This window comes from Gemmatimonas groenlandica (assembly GCF_013004105.1).
In the GTDB taxonomy this organism is placed as follows: Bacteria; Gemmatimonadota; Gemmatimonadetes; order Gemmatimonadales; family Gemmatimonadaceae; genus Gemmatimonas; species Gemmatimonas groenlandica.
Map to the genome: position 1 here is coordinate 991,049 of NZ_CP053085.1, position 17,122 is coordinate 1,008,170.

At 64.7% G+C, this 17,122-nt stretch carries 12 protein-coding genes; 6 read left to right on the forward strand and 6 right to left on the reverse strand.

Annotated features, from left to right (window positions below):
• Nucleotides 1–17 precede the first annotated feature (17 nt).
• Nucleotides 18–707: an Ig-like domain-containing protein gene (locus HKW67_RS04060; RefSeq protein WP_171224174.1), complete on the reverse strand. Its 690-nt coding sequence runs from the start codon at nt 705–707 to the stop codon at nt 18–20.
• A 127-nt stretch (nt 708–834) separates the two neighbouring features.
• On the opposite strand from HKW67_RS04060, the gene deoC reads away from it, so the two are divergent.
• From deoC to HKW67_RS04080, 4 genes are all read left to right on the forward strand, one after another.
• Nucleotides 835–1,884, forward strand: a complete 1,050-nt coding sequence (gene deoC / locus HKW67_RS04065; RefSeq protein WP_171224175.1) for a deoxyribose-phosphate aldolase — start codon at nt 835–837, stop codon at nt 1,882–1,884.
• A gap of 5 nt (nt 1,885–1,889) precedes the next feature.
• Complete coding sequence (locus HKW67_RS04070) at nt 1,890–4,328, forward strand: aldehyde dehydrogenase family protein (protein ID WP_206044599.1); 2,439 nt, start codon at nt 1,890–1,892, stop codon at nt 4,326–4,328.
• 80 nt (nt 4,329–4,408) lie between these two features.
• Nucleotides 4,409–6,163 (forward strand): M3 family oligoendopeptidase, encoded by a 1,755-nt coding sequence (locus HKW67_RS04075; RefSeq protein ID WP_171224176.1) that lies wholly within the window; start codon nt 4,409–4,411, stop codon nt 6,161–6,163.
• 72 nt (nt 6,164–6,235) lie between these two features.
• The gene (locus HKW67_RS04080; RefSeq protein ID WP_171224177.1) at nt 6,236–6,955 is read left to right on the forward strand and encodes a hypothetical protein; all 720 of its coding nucleotides are present in this window, start codon (nt 6,236–6,238) and stop codon (nt 6,953–6,955) included.
• On the opposite strand, the gene HKW67_RS04085 is transcribed toward HKW67_RS04080, so the two are convergent.
• The 5 genes from HKW67_RS04085 to HKW67_RS04105 form a co-directional block, all read right to left on the reverse strand.
• Nucleotides 6,927–9,341 (reverse strand): FAD-dependent oxidoreductase, encoded by a 2,415-nt coding sequence (locus HKW67_RS04085; protein WP_171224178.1) that lies wholly within the window; start codon nt 9,339–9,341, stop codon nt 6,927–6,929. The two genes, HKW67_RS04080 and HKW67_RS04085, sit on opposite strands and share 29 nt — an antisense overlap.
• A gap of 52 nt (nt 9,342–9,393) precedes the next feature.
• Nucleotides 9,394–9,558, reverse strand: coding sequence for a hypothetical protein (locus HKW67_RS04090; RefSeq protein WP_171224179.1), 165 nt, complete (start codon nt 9,556–9,558; stop codon nt 9,394–9,396).
• On the reverse strand, nt 9,558–11,192 hold the full coding sequence (locus HKW67_RS04095; RefSeq protein WP_171224180.1) for a sodium-dependent transporter: 1,635 nt from the start codon (nt 11,190–11,192) through the stop codon (nt 9,558–9,560). The genes HKW67_RS04090 and HKW67_RS04095 overlap by 1 nt, the downstream gene beginning before the upstream one ends.
• A 66-nt stretch (nt 11,193–11,258) precedes the next feature.
• Nucleotides 11,259–12,548, reverse strand: coding sequence for a metal-dependent hydrolase family protein (locus HKW67_RS04100; RefSeq protein ID WP_171224181.1), 1,290 nt, complete (start codon nt 12,546–12,548; stop codon nt 11,259–11,261).
• A 35-nt stretch (nt 12,549–12,583) separates the two neighbouring features.
• Nucleotides 12,584–13,174 carry a DUF502 domain-containing protein gene (locus HKW67_RS04105; RefSeq protein ID WP_171224182.1) on the reverse strand — a complete coding sequence of 197 codons (591 nt, stop codon included), beginning with the start codon at nt 13,172–13,174 and terminating at the stop codon, nt 12,584–12,586.
• A gap of 113 nt (nt 13,175–13,287) precedes the next feature.
• On the opposite strand from HKW67_RS04105, the gene HKW67_RS04110 reads away from it, so the two are divergent.
• Together HKW67_RS04110 and HKW67_RS04115 are read left to right on the forward strand one after the other, a co-directional pair.
• On the forward strand, nt 13,288–16,299 hold the full coding sequence (locus tag HKW67_RS04110) for an alpha/beta hydrolase family protein (RefSeq protein WP_171224183.1): 3,012 nt from the start codon (nt 13,288–13,290) through the stop codon (nt 16,297–16,299).
• Nucleotides 16,299–17,090, forward strand: coding sequence for a TIGR00266 family protein (locus HKW67_RS04115; RefSeq protein WP_171224184.1), 792 nt, complete (start codon nt 16,299–16,301; stop codon nt 17,088–17,090). The genes HKW67_RS04110 and HKW67_RS04115 overlap by 1 nt, the downstream gene beginning before the upstream one ends.
• The last annotated feature ends 32 nt before the right edge of the window (nt 17,091–17,122 follow it).

Genomic DNA, 17,122 nt, shown 5'->3' on the forward strand with positions numbered 1-17,122 from the left:
GCTCGACCACCGTCCGCTCAGTTCGCGATAGCAGCGATCGCGATCGGGCCGAGTGTGCCCGCCGTTGCCGTTGCGGTCTGCTGTCCGGCCTGAGGGCCGAGGGTCCAGCGTACCGTGACCTCACCGAGCGCGTTGGTGACCGCCGACTGGGGCGAAATGCTGCCGCCGCCGCTCGTGATGGAGAGACCGACCGTTTGGCCGGGAATCGGGACGTTGAATCCGCCCGTTACCCGCAACACGATCTGGACGGTCAGCGCGGCACTCGCCTTGCCGGTCTGATTGTTGCCCTGCGCAATCACCAGATCGCTTGGCAGGATGCCGTTGGCGCTCAACGTTACCGGATCCAGACCGGGGGCTGTACCGGTCATGGTCTGAACCTGCGCGCCTGGGCCAAGGGTCCAGCGCGCCTTCACTTCGCCGTTGGCGTCGCTGACGACCGTGCCCGGATCGACCGAGCCGCCGCCCGCGAGCACATTAAAGCTCACCGGGATCTTTCCCATGGGGGCGCCATCGGTGCCGATGACCCGCAGCACGACGGGCGTGGGAAGCAAGGTCCCCGCGGCAGCCGTCTGCAGGTGTCCCTGCACGATCGTCAGCTGCGCCGCAGCCGGTGCCTCCACGGTCTTCGTGCAACCGGGGAACGCCAGGAGCGTCGGGACGGCCGTAAACAGTACGGCAAGCAGATATGTGGGTCGGGCGGAACGCATGGTCTCGTCGGTCGGGGTACTCCTCTCCGGCTACCAGTATCGGCCGGTCGTCCCACCGAGTTGAGCACGACTTTTTCCGTGGCGCGGTCGAGCGCCGGACCCTCCCGTCACCTAGATTGGTGATCCCATGACCGTCACTCCCCTGCACGCTCCACGACCGCTTCGGTCGACCGACTCCGAGTTGCCAGACGGGGTCCGCTGGCCCACCGGACTGGGTCCTGATATCCCGCCCGCGCGCAATCCGGGCACGGCGCTCGACCTCGCGCTCGTTCGGGCGACGAAGGTCAATCGCAGCGCCGTCGAACGCCGCGTCGCCTCGCTGGGTGGCCGGCGCACGGTCAAGAAGGAGTGGCAGGCCGCCTGGCTGTTGCGCGCCATCACCTGCATGGACCTGACCACGCTCGCTGGCGATGACACGCCCGGCAATGTGCAGCGGCTCTGCGCGAAGGCGCGCCATCCGTTGCGTGGCGATATCGTTGATGCGCTCGGTGTGCGCGACCTCGGACTGACGGTCGGTGCGGTCTGCGTGTATCACCAATACGTCGCCACCGCCGCTGAGGCCCTGAAAGGCTCGGGCGTCCCCGTGGCAGCCGTCTCCACGGGCTTTCCGGCCGGCCTCTCGCCGTTCGAACAGCGACTCGCCGAGATCCATGCGTCGGTGGCGGCCGGGGCGACGGAAATCGACATCGTTATAACACGCGCCCACGTGCTGACCGGCAATTGGCAGGCGCTCTACGACGAAGTGCGCGCCTTCCGCGACGCCTGTGGTGAAGCGCACCTGAAGACGATTCTCGGCGTCGGTGAACTTGCCACGCTCACCAACGTCGCCCGGGCTAGTCAGGTCGCGATGATGGCCGGCTCCGACTTCATCAAGACCAGCACCGGCAAGGAAACCAGCAACGCCACGCTGCCTGTTGGGCTGGTAATGACACGCATGATCCGCGACTTCGGATCGCGTACTGGCTTTGAGGTAGGGTTCAAGCCCGCCGGCGGTATCCGTACGGCGAAGCAGGCGCTGGACTGGCTGATCCTCATGAAGGAGGAACTCGGTGATCGCTGGCTGCGACCGCATCTGTTTCGCTTCGGTGCGAGCGGCCTGCTCACCGACGTCGAGCGACAGCTCGAGCATTTCGTGACGGGCCGCTACGCTGCGGCTTATCGCCAACCCATGGTGTGATCCGCATGGCTACCACAACGACACCGACGGGCGGCACCGTCCGCGAGATCTTCGATGCGATGAGCTACGGTCCTGCGCCTGAAGGCGACGCGATCGTGCGAGCGTGGCTGGCGGGTCACAGCAACCGCTTTGGACACTACATCGGCGGGGCCTTCACCCACCCGGTTGCGGACCAGTCGTTCGAAGTACACGACCCGTCCACCGGCGCCCTCCTCGCCCACGTCGCGCAAGGGAGTGCGCAGGATGTCGATGCCGCCGTGGCGGCCGCGCGTGCGGCGTTGCCGGCGTGGCAGGCGCTCGACGACCACGCCCGCGCCCGGTGGATGTATGCCATCGCCCGCGGTATTCAGAAGCATGCGCGGCACTTCGCGGTGCTGGAGTCGATCGACAACGGGAAGCCGATTCGCGAAACGCGTGACATCGACATCCCGCTCGTCGCGCGGCACTTCTCCTACCACGCCGGTTGGGCGCAATTGCTGTCCGCGGAGTTCCCCGGCCAGCACGCGTACGGCGTCGTGGGACAGGTGATCCCTTGGAATTTCCCGCTGCTGATGCTGGCGTGGAAAGTCGCGCCGGCGCTCGCGGCGGGAAACACCGTCGTGCTCAAACCCGCCGAGTTCACGCCGCTCACCGCGTTGCGCTTCGCGGAGCTGATGCAGGAAATCGGCTTGCCTCCGGGCGTTTTCAATCTGGTCACTGGTGACGGCCGTACCGGTGCGGCGATTGTCGATCATCCCGATGTCGACAAGATCGCCTTCACGGGCAGCACCGAGGTCGGTCGCGCCATTCGCGTGGCCACGGCCGGCTCCGGCAAGGGCCTTTCCCTTGAATTGGGTGGGAAGAGCCCGTTCGTCGTGTTTGAAGACGCCGACCTGGATAGTGTCGTCGAAGGGGTGGTCGATGCGATCTGGTTCAATCAGGGCCAGGTGTGCTGCGCCGGATCGCGCCTGCTCGTGCAGGAGGGCGTGGCCGATCAGCTCATCGCGAAGCTGCGCGATCGTATGGAACGCCTCCGAATCGGATCGCCGCTCGACAAGACCGTCGACATGGGCGCGATCGTCGCCCCCGTGCAGCTCGCGCGCATCAAGCAATTGTGCGCGCAAGGTGTCGAAGAAGGCGCCACCTGCTGGCAGCCCTCGTGGGCCACGCCCGCCGAGGGCTCGTTCCATCCGCCCACGCTGTTTACGAACGTCGCGCCGTCGGCGACCATCGCGCAGGTCGAGATCTTTGGCCCGGTGCTGGTCAGCATGACGTTTCGTACGCCAGAAGAAGCCGTCGCGCTGGCGAACAACACGCCGTTCGGTCTCGCCGCAAGCGTTTGGAGTGAGAATATCAACCTCGCGCTCGACATTGCACCGAAGCTCAAGTCTGGCGTGGTGTGGATCAACAGCACCAATCTGTTCGACGCAGGGGCCGGCTTCGGCGGGTATCGCGAGTCTGGGTTTGGTCGCGAAGGTGGACGCGAGGGACTCGGCGAGTATCTGAAGCCGGTACGCTCGCACGAGCCCGCACCGTCGCCGGTCGATGCCGGCGCCGAGCCGGTGGTGCACGCCGCGAGCGACAATGCCGCTGACACTGCGCTGACGACATCAACACTACCCGCGATGGATCGGACGCCGAAGCTGTTCATTGGCGGCAAGCAGGCGCGAAGCGATTCGGGCTACTCGCGTCGAGTGCTCGGCGCCCACGGTCGCGTGGTTGGCGAGGTCGGCGACGGCAATCGCAAGGATGTGCGCAATGCAGTCGAGGCGGCGCACGCCGGCGCCGGATGGTCCAAGCTGTCCGGGCACCAGCGGTCGCAGATTCTGTTCTACATCGCAGAAAACTTGTCGGCCCGCGAACTCGAATTCGCCGCACGGCTCTCGGCGATGACGGGCGCGTCCCACTTGGACGCAACTCGCGAGGTCGAGGCGTCGATCTCCCGGTTGTTCACGTACGGTGCATGGGCCGACAAGCACGATGGCGCGGTGCATGACGTGCCACTGCGCGGCGTAGCGTTAGCGATGCACGAACCAATCGGCGTCGTCGGCGTGGCCTGTCCCGACCCATATCCGTTGCTCGGTCTCGTGTCGCTGATCGCCCCGCTGCTCGCTACCGGCAATCGCGTGGTCGTAGTACCGTCCGAGCGGTACCCGCTCTCCGCGACCGATTTTTACAGCGTGCTCGAAACCTCGGATGTGCCCGCTGGCGTGGTCAATATCGTCACCGGTCCGCGCGACGCGCTTGCCAAAGTGCTGGCAGAGCATGACGATGTGGATGCGCTGTGGTACGTTGGATCACGGGCCGGTGCGACCGCTGTGGAAAAGGCGTCGGCCGCCAATCTGAAACGCACCTGGACCGAATGGGACGGGCGCGAATGGCTCGATCCGCGGGTGGGCGAAGGACGTGAGTTCCTGCGGCGTGCCGTGCAGGTCAAGAACATCTGGATTCCATACGGCGAATAACGCTGCGTCGTCACGCAGGAGCGCGCACTTCGACGCGCTCCGCTGACGCGGTGGAAACGCCATGACGTAGTGTGTAGTTCATGCGACCCAACTCCAACATCATGATCGAACTCCCGGCCTCTCCGGAGGCTTTCCGCGACGCTGCGTGGGACGACATCCTGCCGTATTACGAGCAGCTGGCCACGATCCACGTCGACGCAACGACGCCCGTCGTCGAGTCGTGGCTGAGCACGTGGTCGCGCCTCGATACGCTGGTTGGCGAGGCCGGCACGCTCGCGATGATTGCGTATACGGGGAACACCGCCGACACCGCCGCCGAGACGGCGTATCTGCGGTTCTCCATGGAGATCTTCCCGAAGCTGGAAGAGCAGGGGGTGCGCCTCGCCAAGCGGCTGCTCGATCTCGGTTGGTCGCGAGACGATTTGGCAACCACGATTCGGCGCTTCCGCACGGACATCGAGATTTTCCGCGAAGCCAATGTCGCGCGGTTCTCGCAGATCGAGGAACTGTCCGCTGGCTACCAAAAGATCACTGGAGGCTTGAGCGTCGACTGGGACGGCACGCCGAAAACGATTCCGCAGCTGCAGCCATTTCTCAAGTCGGCCGATCGCGAGGAGCGTGAACGAGCGTTTCGCCTCGGCGCTGAGGCGTACATGGTCAAGCGCGACGAATTCGCCGATCTGTTCGACAACATGTATGTGCTGCGCGATGCCGTCGCCAAAGAGGCCGGATTCGCCGACTATCAGCGATACTGCTTCGCTGCCAAGCATCGCTTTGACTACACGCCCGAAGACACCGCTCGCTTCCACGACGCGGTGAAGAAGACCGTCACACCGGCCGTCGCGCGCCTGATGGAACATCGTCGCGCATCGCTCGGCGTCGACGTGCTACGGCCGTGGGATGTCACCGTCGACCTCAATGCCGACGAGCCGCTCAAGCCATTCGGTGACGTCGAAACGTTCATCGATCGAGCCAAGACTATTTTTCATCGCGTCGATCCCGAACTCGGGACCCAGTTCCGGATCATGGCCGATGAGCAACTCCTCGATCTTGAGAGTCGGCCCGGCAAAGCACCGGGTGGCTACTGCACCGATCTCTCGTTCCGCGGTCGCCCCTTCATCTTCATGAATGCCGTTGGCGTGCCCGACGACGTCCAGACGCTCGTGCATGAAGCCGGACATTGCTTCCACGACTTCGCCACGCACTCGTTGCCGTTCACGTGGCAGCGGCGTACTGGACACGAGGCCGCCGAGCTCGCGTCGATGAGTATGGAGCTGCTGGCCATGCCCTACTTCGTGGCACCCGATGGGTACTACACGCCAGATCAGGCGCGAGTGGCGTGGCTGGAGCATCTCGAAGATGTGCTGGGAAGTCTGGTACACATCGCGAGCGTCGACGCCTTTCAGGCGTGGATCTACACCGACCCGGCGGGTGCCGACCGCGACGCGCGCGACGCGAAGTGGCTAGAGATCCGCAAGGAGTTCGAATCGGGGGTGGAGTGGTCTGGCCTGGAGCGTGAACGTGTGGGTCGTTGGTATCGTCAGCTCCACATCTTCGAGCTGCCGTTCTACTACATCGAGTACGGGCTGGCCCAGCTCGGTGCGCTTCAGGTGTTCCGCAACGCCGTGGCCGACGCCGGTGATGCCGTGGCGGCGTACAAGCGTTTCCTCAAGCTCGGCGGCACGCGACCACTGCCCGAGCTCTACGCCGCGGCCGGCGTGAAGCTCGTATTCGATGCCGAAACGATGGCAGAACTTGTGGCCTTTGCTGAGGAGCGAATCGCCGCATTGCGGGCTGGTGCCGATGCTCCGTTTCGTGGGGTGGTGCCTGTCTGATCAGGCTGGCTCCACGAAACTTTTGTAGCTGATAGTCGTATCCGAGACATGACCTTCACTCTCGGAGCTTCAATGCGATTCGCACGACACATCGGCGTGGCGGCACTGGTCCTCAGCGCGGTGTCCGCGCGCGCCGAGGCGCAGCTGCCTACGGTTCAGCAGGTGTTCGACAAGTTCGCGACGGCCGTCGGTGGTCGCGAGGCATGGACGAAGGTGCAGGGCCGTAGCGACAAGGGCACGGCCGACATCACGTTCGCCGGCATCTCCGGCACCTACGAACGGTACAGTGGTGCGCCCAACAAGATGCGCATGATCATCGATCTCGGTATGGCCAAGGTCGATCAGGGCTTCGACGGCACCATCGGCTGGGCGGTGCAGCCCATGGGCCAGGCGCAGCGTATGCCCGCCGAACAGGAGAAGTCACTCGGCGAGTCCATTCAGGTGGGGGCGGCGTTCCTTGATGTCAGCCGTTTCGCGAAAGCGTCGGTCGACGCCAAGGAAGTGTTCGACGGCGTCGAATGCTACAAGCTTTCGATCACGTCGAAACTGGGCGAAGAGCGCACCGAGTATTTCGAGGTGGCGACCGGTCTTCGCCGCGGTGCGGTCACGAAGACGCCTATGGGTGAGCAGAAGTCGATGTTCCGCGACTACAAGGCGTTCGAAGGCAAGCAGATTCCGACCAAGGTCGTGCAGTCCACGCCTCAGGGCGACGTGATTCTCACCACCACCGAAGTGTCCTTCACGCCCCCGGATCCGACGCTGTTCAAGGCACCGGACGGGATCGCGAAGTAGCGCGACCGAGCACACGCCCCGCCAGCGCAATTCCGCTTAGCCACGCGCGCTCCACCGACGGGTGAGAGCGTGTTGTGGCGCCGGCGGCGCCCCAATCCCCGCACGCGCCGATGCCGTTCGCGGCGTCGAACAGACAGAGGTCGTCGAGTCCGGTTTGTACGCGCGCGTAGCGCCAGCGGTGCGCCGCGGCATGACGTACGGTCCCCGCAATCTGCAATTGCGCGAGTAACGCGTCCGCGACGAGTGTCGCGACAACCGCCGGTTCGGCCTCCACGTTCTCGGCACTCCAGTTGCCTTCGCTGTGCACTACCCAGGCTTCGTCGCTGCTTCGCCCTGGACGCGACGACTGACGCCACGCGCGGTGCACGACGGGCGAGTCCGTGCGCAGTTCGCCACCCACGAGTGCTTCGCTCACGATCGTGGGCGGTGGCCCATCGAATACCACCATGGTGCTCCAGCAGGGGAGCATGCTCACGCTGGCGAGAGACGCGGCGAGTGCCCCCATGGCTCCGTTCGCGTGCTCGACGGTACTCAGCAGTGCGGCCGCTTGCGGTGCCGGCGTCGCCACCAAGACGATGTCAGCGTCGTGCTGGCCCCCTTCGCGGTCGGCGATGGCCCATCCTGAGCCCGCACGGGACATCGACGCCACGTGCACGCCGGTACGGACGTGCAGATCGCGCGCCAGATGCTTGGCCAACGCATTCATTCCGCGCACCCCGACCAGCGCTCCCGCAGCGACCTCACGCAGCACGTCGTCCTCGATCCATGACTCCACGAAGCGCAACAGTCGAGAATCGTCGAGTCGGATGGATGGCGCACCGTGGTCGAACTGCCAAGTTCCTTCGCGCCGCGTACTCATCCGCCCGCCCACGCCCCGACTCTTATCCAGCACGGTCACGGCGATGCCGTGATCATGCAACGTGCGCGCACAAGCGAGCCCGGAGATGCCCGCGCCGATCACCGTGACGCGTGGTGACAGGCCAGCCGACCGGCTCACGTGTGCACGATACGCCGGAAAGCTCATGCGCTGCTGGTGCTCGTCCGATCGCCGCGGTCGAACCGTGCCAAGCACCGCGACTTCAGGCGAGAACGGTCGGTCGAATTGTCCAAGGCACCAGAGCAGTCCGCCGTAACTGGCAGGATCGCGCCCGTCCAGCGCATAGCGATGGTTCAGATCGATCAGGCGTTCCAGCGACTCCGACGCATTTGACGACCACATCGGAATCGCCTTGCCCCACGTCATACGCACGTTGTTGTGCAACTCGCCGTGGACGCGTAGCGATTGCTGTGCCGTGTCCCACAACTCGTCGCCTGTGCAGCTGCGCGCAAGCGTCTCCCACGAGTGCCGCGTGCGGGTGTCCGGCTCGTGTCGTGCCAGCGTCTCCCGCGCCCAGGCGGGAACGGCGTCGAGCGTATCCGGTGCATCGTGCCAATAGCAGAAGGCGTAGGCGAGTTCGCGCCACACGAGCAGCTCATCGAGGTACTTGTCGGCTCCTTGCCCCCCACGCGCGGCACACTCCCGCACGATGCGGAACGTGGACACCATGCCGTAGTGGAAGTACGCCGACATGCGACTCACGCCGTCGATGCTGGCGTCGTTGCGCTTGGCCGCGTAGCGGTCGAGACGACCCGTGCGCACGAACTCACGCCAGCGCGCGTAGCCGGCCTCGGTGCCACCCGCCGTATGCGGCACCGGCCCGATGCCGTGGTCGATCTCGCAGTGCGCAACCATGGCGGCGATGTCGGCGTCGGCCAATCGGAGTGGCTCGAAGGGCAGGTCGTCCGGTACGAACGCGGGCGTGTGCGGAGTCACATCGGTCCAGTCGGCGGATACCCGTGCCGTGCGCAGTGCCGCGGTCGCGTCGCGAAACGCAAACGCGCGCGTGTGCGCTTTGCCCACGAGCGGCATTGGTACCACGCAGGCCGTATCTACGCTCCACACCGGACACGTCGTGGCCTCGGCGAGCGCATCGGTGAGCCAGTCCAAGGGAGCCACCGGCAACGTCTCCGTCACCACCAGCGCAGCGCGAGCGGCCAATGTGCGGAGGGCCGGCCCCCGATGTCCGGGGCGTTCCAGGTGAAAGGCGTAGCCGATATCGCGTGCCGCACACTCCGCCTCGACGTCACGCGCACCTTCGAGAATGAACGTATGGTGTCGGTCCGACGCGTAAGGATACTTCTCCGAGAGCGCGTGATACACGAAGACCGGCACGCCGAGTTGTTGGCCGGCGGCCAGCGCGACATCCAGCGCCGGGTTCTCGTGGGCGCGCACGGCCGTGCGCATCCAGTAGATCACGAAGCGACCGCTGGAGGCGGAGGCAGAGGGAGCCGAGTGGTCGGTAATCCGCTCGGCGAGGTGGCTGGGAAAAGAGTCGGGTCGGAGCACGCTGAACAACGCGCTCCGACCCGATCTCGTGCCAACAAACAGCTGGTGCCGCCTATCCTCGCTTCTTAGCGTGCGGCGGCTCAGGCGGGGATTCGGGTCCGATGCCATCCGGATCGAAGTGCTTCTGGTCCGTCAACAACTTCGCGAACGACCAGGCCGTCAGGCCGAGCACGAAGGTCCAGCTGACCGCCATAAAGGCAATGGCTCCAACAGACATCAGGACTCCGCTCGGTTGGTGTCGATCTCGACGAAGCCCTTGCGGTCGTCGTAGCCGTTCTTCTTCCACGCCGTGCGGATGAAGAACAGGAAGACGATCACGAAGAGCACCAGGATGCCACGCGAGATCGTGATGTACGGCATGTCGACGTCCGAGACCGGGCTCGAACTACCCGCCGAGCGCTGGTTCAACAAGATCGGCAGCGCCTCGTCCTTCCCCCACCACGTAAGAATGACGAGCAGGTAAATCGGCGTCACGTAGGTCATGATGAACTTGAAGATCTTCGGGATGTTGATATCCGCGCCCATGTGGATCGATTTCCACGCGTTTTCGGGCTTGAATATCCACACGAAGATGATGACTTCGGTGATGGCCACAAGCACCAAGCCGAACGTACCGACCCAGTAGTCCCACTCGTCCAGGAAGCCGTGCCCGAGCCAGTGCACGTGCAGCATACCGATGCAGAAGCAAATGGCACCAAGGGTCCATGCCACCTTCTCGCGCGCGATGCCGAACTCTTCGCGGAAGAAGGCCGTGATTGGTGTCAGCATCGACACCGACGACGTGATGCCGGCGAAGAACAGCAGTCCGAACCACATCACGCCGAGCAGATTGCCGATCGGGAGTGTCTTGTCGATCTGCTGAAACACCACCGGCATCGTGGCGAAGCCGAGGTCGAACGAACCGCCCTGCGCGATCTGCATCGCACCCGCCACACCGAAGAACGTCACGGCCGCGGGAATCGCGATCGAACCGCCCAGCACGACTTCTGCCGTCTCATTCGTTGCCGCAGTCGCAATACCGTTCAGCGCGATGTCATCCTTGGTCGAGAGATACGACGCGTACGCCTGCAGCGAACCCATACCCACTGACAGGGTGAAGAAAATCTGTCCCGCGGCGGCCAGCCAGATGCCCGGCGAACCGAGGCGCGAGAAGTCCGGCGCATAGATGAACTCGAGGCCTTGCGCCGGTGTGGCACCGACTCCGGGCTGCGCCGGCAACGTCAACACCACGCCCGCCAACACGATCGCAAACAGAAACAATATCGGCATGCCGATCTTAGCCAGCTTCTCGATCCCGCCCGAGATGCCCTTCGACAGGACGTAGATGTTGATCAGCATCGTGAACGCGAAAAACGCGTACGGCGTATACGACGCGTGATACTCCGTGCCGCCCGCCGGCGTAAGCCCTTGGAACGAGCGCAGGTAGCCGATCATGCCTTCCTGCGAAGTGATCCCCCAATAGTCTTTCGTTGCCGAGAAGATGGCGAACGCCAGTGTCCAACTTTCGATGTACGTGTAATAGATCATGACGCCGAGCGGCACGACCATGCCCACGACGCCCACGTACTTTGCCGCTGGATGTTTCCACAGCGCGGCGAACATGCCAGGTAGATGACCCTTGCGGTACCGTCCGCCATTCCGCCCAACGCCCCACTCGATCCACATGAGCGGGATGCCAAGCAGCAGCAACGCGATGAAGTACGCGATCATGTACGAACCGCCGCCATTGGCGGCAGCCTGACGCGGAAAGCGCAGGAAGTTGCCGAGGCCGACCGCATTACCCGCCATGGCGAGAATGAGACCGATACGACTGCCCCAGGCTTCGTTCGAGCCGGAGTTGGATGACGACAAGCGAGCTCCGAGCGGGAGGGAAGGGATGCGGACAACACGAAAGCGGTTCGCGCGGTCCCGGGAAGCTTAGCGACGAACGACGACTCCGTTCTTCATGACAAGCTGCACCGCACGGAGCGCCTGGATGTTCTTGCTGGGGTCGCCGGTTACGGCAATGAGGTCGGCCAGCAGTCCCGGCGCCACACGGCCGAAGTCGTTTTCACGATGCATAATGCGGGCGTTCACACTCGTCGCGGCCTTGAGCGCGGCCAGCGGAGACATGCCGTACTCCACCATGAGCTCGAGCTCGAGCGCGTTCGTGCCATGCGAGAAGACGCCGACGTCACTGCCGTTGCAGATCGTTACGCCCGACGCCAGGGCGGCTTTGAACATCGCCTTCTTCTGTACGATGCCGGCGGGATCCGGATCCACGCCCTTCTTCCACCCGCGATAGCGCGTCGTGCTTTCCGTGGCCGACAGCGTGGGGCAGAACGCGACATTGCGTTGCTTCATGAGTGCGAACACTTCGGGAGTCGCCATGTCGCCGTGCTCGATGTCTTCCACGCCCGCCATAATGGCGCGGGTCATGCCTTCCACCGTGCTGGCGTGCGCCACGACCGGACGTCCGCTCGACATCGACGTGCGCACGATGGCAGCCCACTCTTCGTTGGTGAACGTGGGGCGTGCCTCGCCGCGCGGTCCCCACCGATAGTCGGCGTAGATCTTGATCCAGTCCGCACCGTGGCCGATCTGATCGCGTACGACACGCGTCACGCCGTCGATACCATCGGCCTCTTCGGCGCCCTGCGGCACGCCGATCTCGACGCCGAATCCTTTGGGTCCGTACGAGCCCGTCGCCACAATCGCCTTTGTCGTCACGAAAAGGCGCGGTCCGGGAATGATGCCCTGATCCACCGCCTCCTTCAGTCCCACATCGGCATACTCGGCGCCTTCGGTGCCGAGATCGCGTAGCACCGTGAAGCCCGCGTCGAGCGTGGCCTTGAGATGATTGACCGCGCGTGCGGTGCGCAAGGCCAGCGACTCCCGCAACACCTGATCATTCCAGGGCGTTTCGTCGTAGGGGTGGAGCAGGACATGACTGTGGAGATCGCTCATCCCCGGCATCAGCGTGGTGCCCGCCAACGGAATGCGCTCGACATCGGCCGGTACCGAGACACTCGCCGCCGGGCCTACGGCCGCGATCCGGGCGCCGCGCACGAGGACCACCCAACCGCGCTGGACAGCGTCGCTCGCGCCATCGAACACCCCGTCAGGGACGAGAAGGATCGGTCTTGCCGGCGGGGCCGGTGCGGACGCCGGCTGTGCACCCGCCCGGTGGGCGGACAGGGTAAGGGCGCTCAGGGTCGACGCGAGCATCAGCGTTGCCCGCGTTGCGCGATTTCGGTGACGCATCAAGAAGTCCGGACAGTGGCGTATTCGCCGGTGGAAAGGGCCGCGGGGACGAGTCCGGACACGCCGCCGGACACCACGAAAGCCATTGCATCGGCGCTCGCCACGTCGAGTGCGCGCACCCGCGTCGCCAGCACGAGATGCAATTGGCCGGAAAAATTGTACGAGTGCGGGCAGTACACGGCCACGTACTCCGACATGCCGAGGTGTGCCAACGACTCCTGCGTCACGAATCCTACTAACCGCACACCGCCATCAGGCGCGAGGTCCAGCGAGACCGGCTTGTCGAAGCGGCGCTTCTCGCCCACGAACGCGTTCAACAGGTCCTTCGTTGACCCGTAGAGCAGGCGCACGAAGGGCAGGCGCCCCATGAGCCCCTCCAGCAGGTTCACGGCCGATCGCGTAAGCAGGTTGGACCCGAGGAACCCGACCACGGTGATCAGCACGATCGTCGCCACAAATCCAGCGCCCGGAATGGGCAAGCCAAGCCAGCCGTCCACGTTCGTGAACACCAGCCAGCAGACCCAGACCGTCACGACCAGAGGGGCCAGCAGCACAAGTCCACGGGCAAAGTAGCCGAGCAACCGTCTCATCGAATTCCTCACGCGGTCAGAGCCGCGCCGTTAAGCTTTTCCCCAACAGGTGCTGGCCCAAGTTGGGGCTCCGTGCCCCGAACGACCAGCCCGTCTCACGTCTCGCCCCCCAGATGATGCGATCGCCAGTGATTCATTCGTCCCGCGGTACGACGCACCGCACGTCGCGTGCAGCCTTGGCGACCGCCATCGTCGCCGGCCTCGTTGGCGCGTCGGTACTCGAAGCGCAGTCGGCGACTTCGGGCCAGGCGCCGGTGCCGGCCAATCCGTACACCAGCGTGTCGCGCTGGACGCCGCCGCCCCTCCCGGCTGGCAAGAAGCCGATCACGCAGGACACCTACGACGAATGGCGTACCATCTCCGGGTCGTCGCTCTCGAACGACGGCAAGTGGGCGGCATATACGCTCAGTCCCGTCGTGGGCGAAGGCGAACTCGTGGTGCGCGCCACCGTTGCCGCCACCGAGTATCGTGCACCGCGCGGATTCACCGGCCGGCCGCAGCTGCAGCCCGCCGCCGATTCGGCCGCACAGTTCTCGGCCCAGCCCGCGCAGTTCAGCGCCGACGGCAAGTTCGTCGCCTTCACGATCTATCCGTCGCGTGCCGACGTGGAACGGGCGCGCGTCCGCCGCGGGACGCCGGCGCCGCGGAACGGGCTCGGCATCATGAACCTGGCCGACGGCACCCTGACGCGTGTCGGCGCCGTGCGTTCCTATCGGTTGGCTCGTAACGGTGGCCGTTTCCTGGCCTATCTGTTGGAAGACACTACGTCGGCGCCGCGCAACGGCGCAGGCGCGCCGCCGTCCGCGCCCGTCGCTCCGGTGGCACCGCGTCGGGAGAACGGTGTCACGCTCGTGCTGCGTGATCTCGCGGCGGGCACCGAGCAGCGCATCGAAGGCGTGACGGCATTCACGTTCGATGATGATGAGCAGTGGCTCGGGTACACTGTGACCACGCGCGACGGTGCCGGCAATGGTGCCTTCGTTCGCGCGCTGGCGTCGGGCGCGGTGACGCCGCTCCTCACGGGGCAGGCCACCTATCGCGGGATGACATTCGACCGGAAGGGCACACAGGTTGCGCTGATTTCCGATGTCGGCGATTCCACGCCGAAGCCGAAGATGGCGGTGTATCATGCCTCGCTCATGCCGGTGAAGGGCAAGCCGGTCGCCGCGCGTAAGATCGTCGCCGCTTCGGACGCACACGCGGGCCTGCTGATCGCCGAGCGTGGCGCCGTGAGCTTCACGCGTGAAGGCAACGGCGTGATCTTCTCCCTTGGCAACGTGCCGATGGACTCGATCCCTGCCGATTCGCTGGTCGACAAGGCTGGCTACGACCTGTGGCACTGGAAGGACACACAGATCCAGCCGCAACAGAGAGTCACGGCGAATCGTGATCGCAACCGCACGTACACCGCGCTCTACACCATCGCCAGCGGCAAGTGGACGCAGCTCGCCAATGACAGCCTCCGCGTCACGGTGAGCAATGACGGACGTCGCGTGCTCGGCGTCAACGCGGTGGAGTACGCGATTCCGCAGTTCTGGGGAGAGGGCGCCAGCGACGCCTATCTGATCGATCCGATCACGGGCGCGCGCACGCTCATCGCCAAAGGACTCGACGGCAACGCGCAGCTTTCACCCGGCGGCAACTACGTCACGTGGTTCGAGAAGGGACAGTGGGTGTCCTACGCCGTGGCCACCGGCAAGAAGTCCATCCTCACGGACAAGCTACCGGTGAAGTTCCAGGACGAAGAATTCGATTCGCCCGATGTGCCGCCGCCCTACGGACTCGGTGGTTGGAGCACCGCCGACAAGCGCGTGCTGGTCTACGACCGCTTCGACATCTGGGAAGTCGACCCCGCTGGCGTCGTAGCCGCCAAGAACCTTACCGATGGAGAAGGGCGTCGTGCCGGCGTGACGTTCCGCGTCGTCGACCTCGATCGCGAAGATCCGTTCCTCGACACGAACACGCCGATGCTGCTGCGCGCCGTCGATTCGCTCACGAAGGCCTCCGGCTTCTGGCGCGATCGCATCGGCGTCGATGGAAAGCCCGAGAAGATCGTGATGGCCGACCGCAACTTGAACGGATTGCAGAAGGCGCGGAACGCCGAGCAGTATCTTCTCACGCAGAGCACCTATCGCGATTTTCCGGACCTCTACACCGGCACGACGATCGCGAGCACCGTGAAGATCTCCAATGCCAATCCGCAGGACTCGCAATATCCGCGCGGGACGGTGGAGTTGGTGTCGTGGCTCAACGGCGACGGCATTCCGCTGCGTGGTCTGCTGCACAAGCCCGAGAACTTCGATCCGTCGAAGCAGTACCCGATGATCGTGTATTTCTACGAGAAGCTCACCGACGGGTTGCACAACTACGTTGCGCCGTCGGGACGGAATACGGTCAATCCGTTGGTGTACAACAGCCTCGGGTACATCGTGTTCCAGCCCGATATCATCTACACCGATGGGCAGCCGGGACCGAGCGCCGCCAAGTCGATCATTCCCGGTGTACAGGCCCTGATCGCCAAGGGCTTCGTCGATCCCAAGCGTGTTGGTATCACCGGACAGTCGTGGGGCGGTTACCAGTCGGCGTATCTCATCACGGTGACCAACATGTTCGCCGCTGCCGTGCCCAATGCGACCGTGGTGAACATGACCAGCGCCTACGGCGGCATCCGCTGGCAGTCCGGACTGGCCCGTGCATTTCAGTACGAGCACACGCAGAGCCGCATCGGTGGGTCGCTCTGGCAATACCCGGAGCGCTTCGTGGAGAACTCGCCGCTGTTCAAGCTCGATCGCGTGACCACGCCGGTGCTGTTCATGGCCAACGACAACGATGGCTCCGTGCCTTGGTATCAGGGGATCGAGTTCTACGTCGCCATGCGTCGCCTGCAGAAGGAGGCGTACATGGTCGTGTACAACGGCGATGAGCACAATCCGACCAAGCGGGCCAACCAGAAGGACATCGATAAGAAGATGATCGAGTTCTTCGCCGTGAAACTTCAGGGGGCCGATGCCCCGTCGTGGATGGTGCGCGGAATCCCGTTCCTTGAAAAGGGACGCGATCAGGTGAAGATGACCAACACGACGGCGGGCGGCGCGACGCCGGTTCGCCCCAACGGAGGAAAGTGATGGCAGCGGACGAAATCGATTACCAGATCATCGGCGACGACCTGCAGGCGGTGATCATCACGCTCGACCCCGGCGAAGCGGTCTTCGCCGAGGCCGGCGGGATGATGTTCATGCGCGAGGGCATCACGATGGCGACCACCCTCGATCCCAATTCGAAGGGCGGCGGGCTGTTCGACAAATTGGTCGGCGCCGGCAAGCGTGTGCTCTCCGGTGACTCGTTTTTCGTGACGTTGTTCGGCAACAGCGGCGCGCGGCGCGCCGACGTGGCGTTCGCGGCGCCATTCCCGGGAAAGATCGTGCCGCTCAACCTCCGTGACTGGGGCGGCACGGTCCTCGCGCAAAAGGACAGCTTCCTCTGCGCCGCGCGCGGCATCGACATTTCCGTCGCGTTCACGCGCAAGATCGGCGCTGGCTTCTTCGGCGGGGAAGGCTTCATCCTCCAGAAGCTGCAGGGCGATGGACTCGCCTTCCTGCACGCGTCGGGGACGTTGCACGCGATCGATCTGGCGCCGGGCGAGAAGCTGCGCGTGGATACCGGCTGCCTCGTGGCATTCCAGCCGACGGTGGATTACGACATCCAGCGCGTACCTGGCATTAAAACGGCATTGTTCGGTGGCGAAGGATTGTTCTTCGTCCAACTCACCGGGCCAGGTCGCGTCATTCTGCAGACGTTGCCCTTCTCTCGCTTGGCGGACCGCATTATCGCGGCGGCGCCGCGTGCCGGCGGTAAGCGCGTCGGCGAAGGCTCGATCCTCGGCGGGCTCGGCGGTCTCCTCGACGGCGACAACTAGTCGCTCGCCAGGGTGGTCGCCGCGGCCGGCGA

Coding starts and splice junctions, on each gene's coding strand:
- HKW67_RS04060 (WP_171224174.1), bottom strand. CDS start 707: ATGCGTTCCGCCCGACCCACATATCTGCTTGCCGTACTGTTTACGGCC.
- deoC (WP_171224175.1), top strand. CDS start 835: ATGACCGTCACTCCCCTGCACGCTCCACGACCGCTTCGGTCGACCGAC.
- HKW67_RS04070 (WP_206044599.1), top strand. CDS start 1,890: ATGGCTACCACAACGACACCGACGGGCGGCACCGTCCGCGAGATCTTC.
- HKW67_RS04075 (WP_171224176.1), top strand. CDS start 4,409: ATGCGACCCAACTCCAACATCATGATCGAACTCCCGGCCTCTCCGGAG.
- HKW67_RS04080 (WP_171224177.1), top strand. CDS start 6,236: ATGCGATTCGCACGACACATCGGCGTGGCGGCACTGGTCCTCAGCGCG.
- HKW67_RS04090 (WP_171224179.1), bottom strand. CDS start 9,558: ATGTCTGTTGGAGCCATTGCCTTTATGGCGGTCAGCTGGACCTTCGTG.
- HKW67_RS04100 (WP_171224181.1), bottom strand. CDS start 12,548: ATGCTCGCGTCGACCCTGAGCGCCCTTACCCTGTCCGCCCACCGGGCG.
- HKW67_RS04105 (WP_171224182.1), bottom strand. CDS start 13,174: ATGAGACGGTTGCTCGGCTACTTTGCCCGTGGACTTGTGCTGCTGGCC.
- HKW67_RS04110 (WP_171224183.1), top strand. CDS start 13,288: ATGATGCGATCGCCAGTGATTCATTCGTCCCGCGGTACGACGCACCGC.
- HKW67_RS04115 (WP_171224184.1), top strand. CDS start 16,299: ATGGCAGCGGACGAAATCGATTACCAGATCATCGGCGACGACCTGCAG.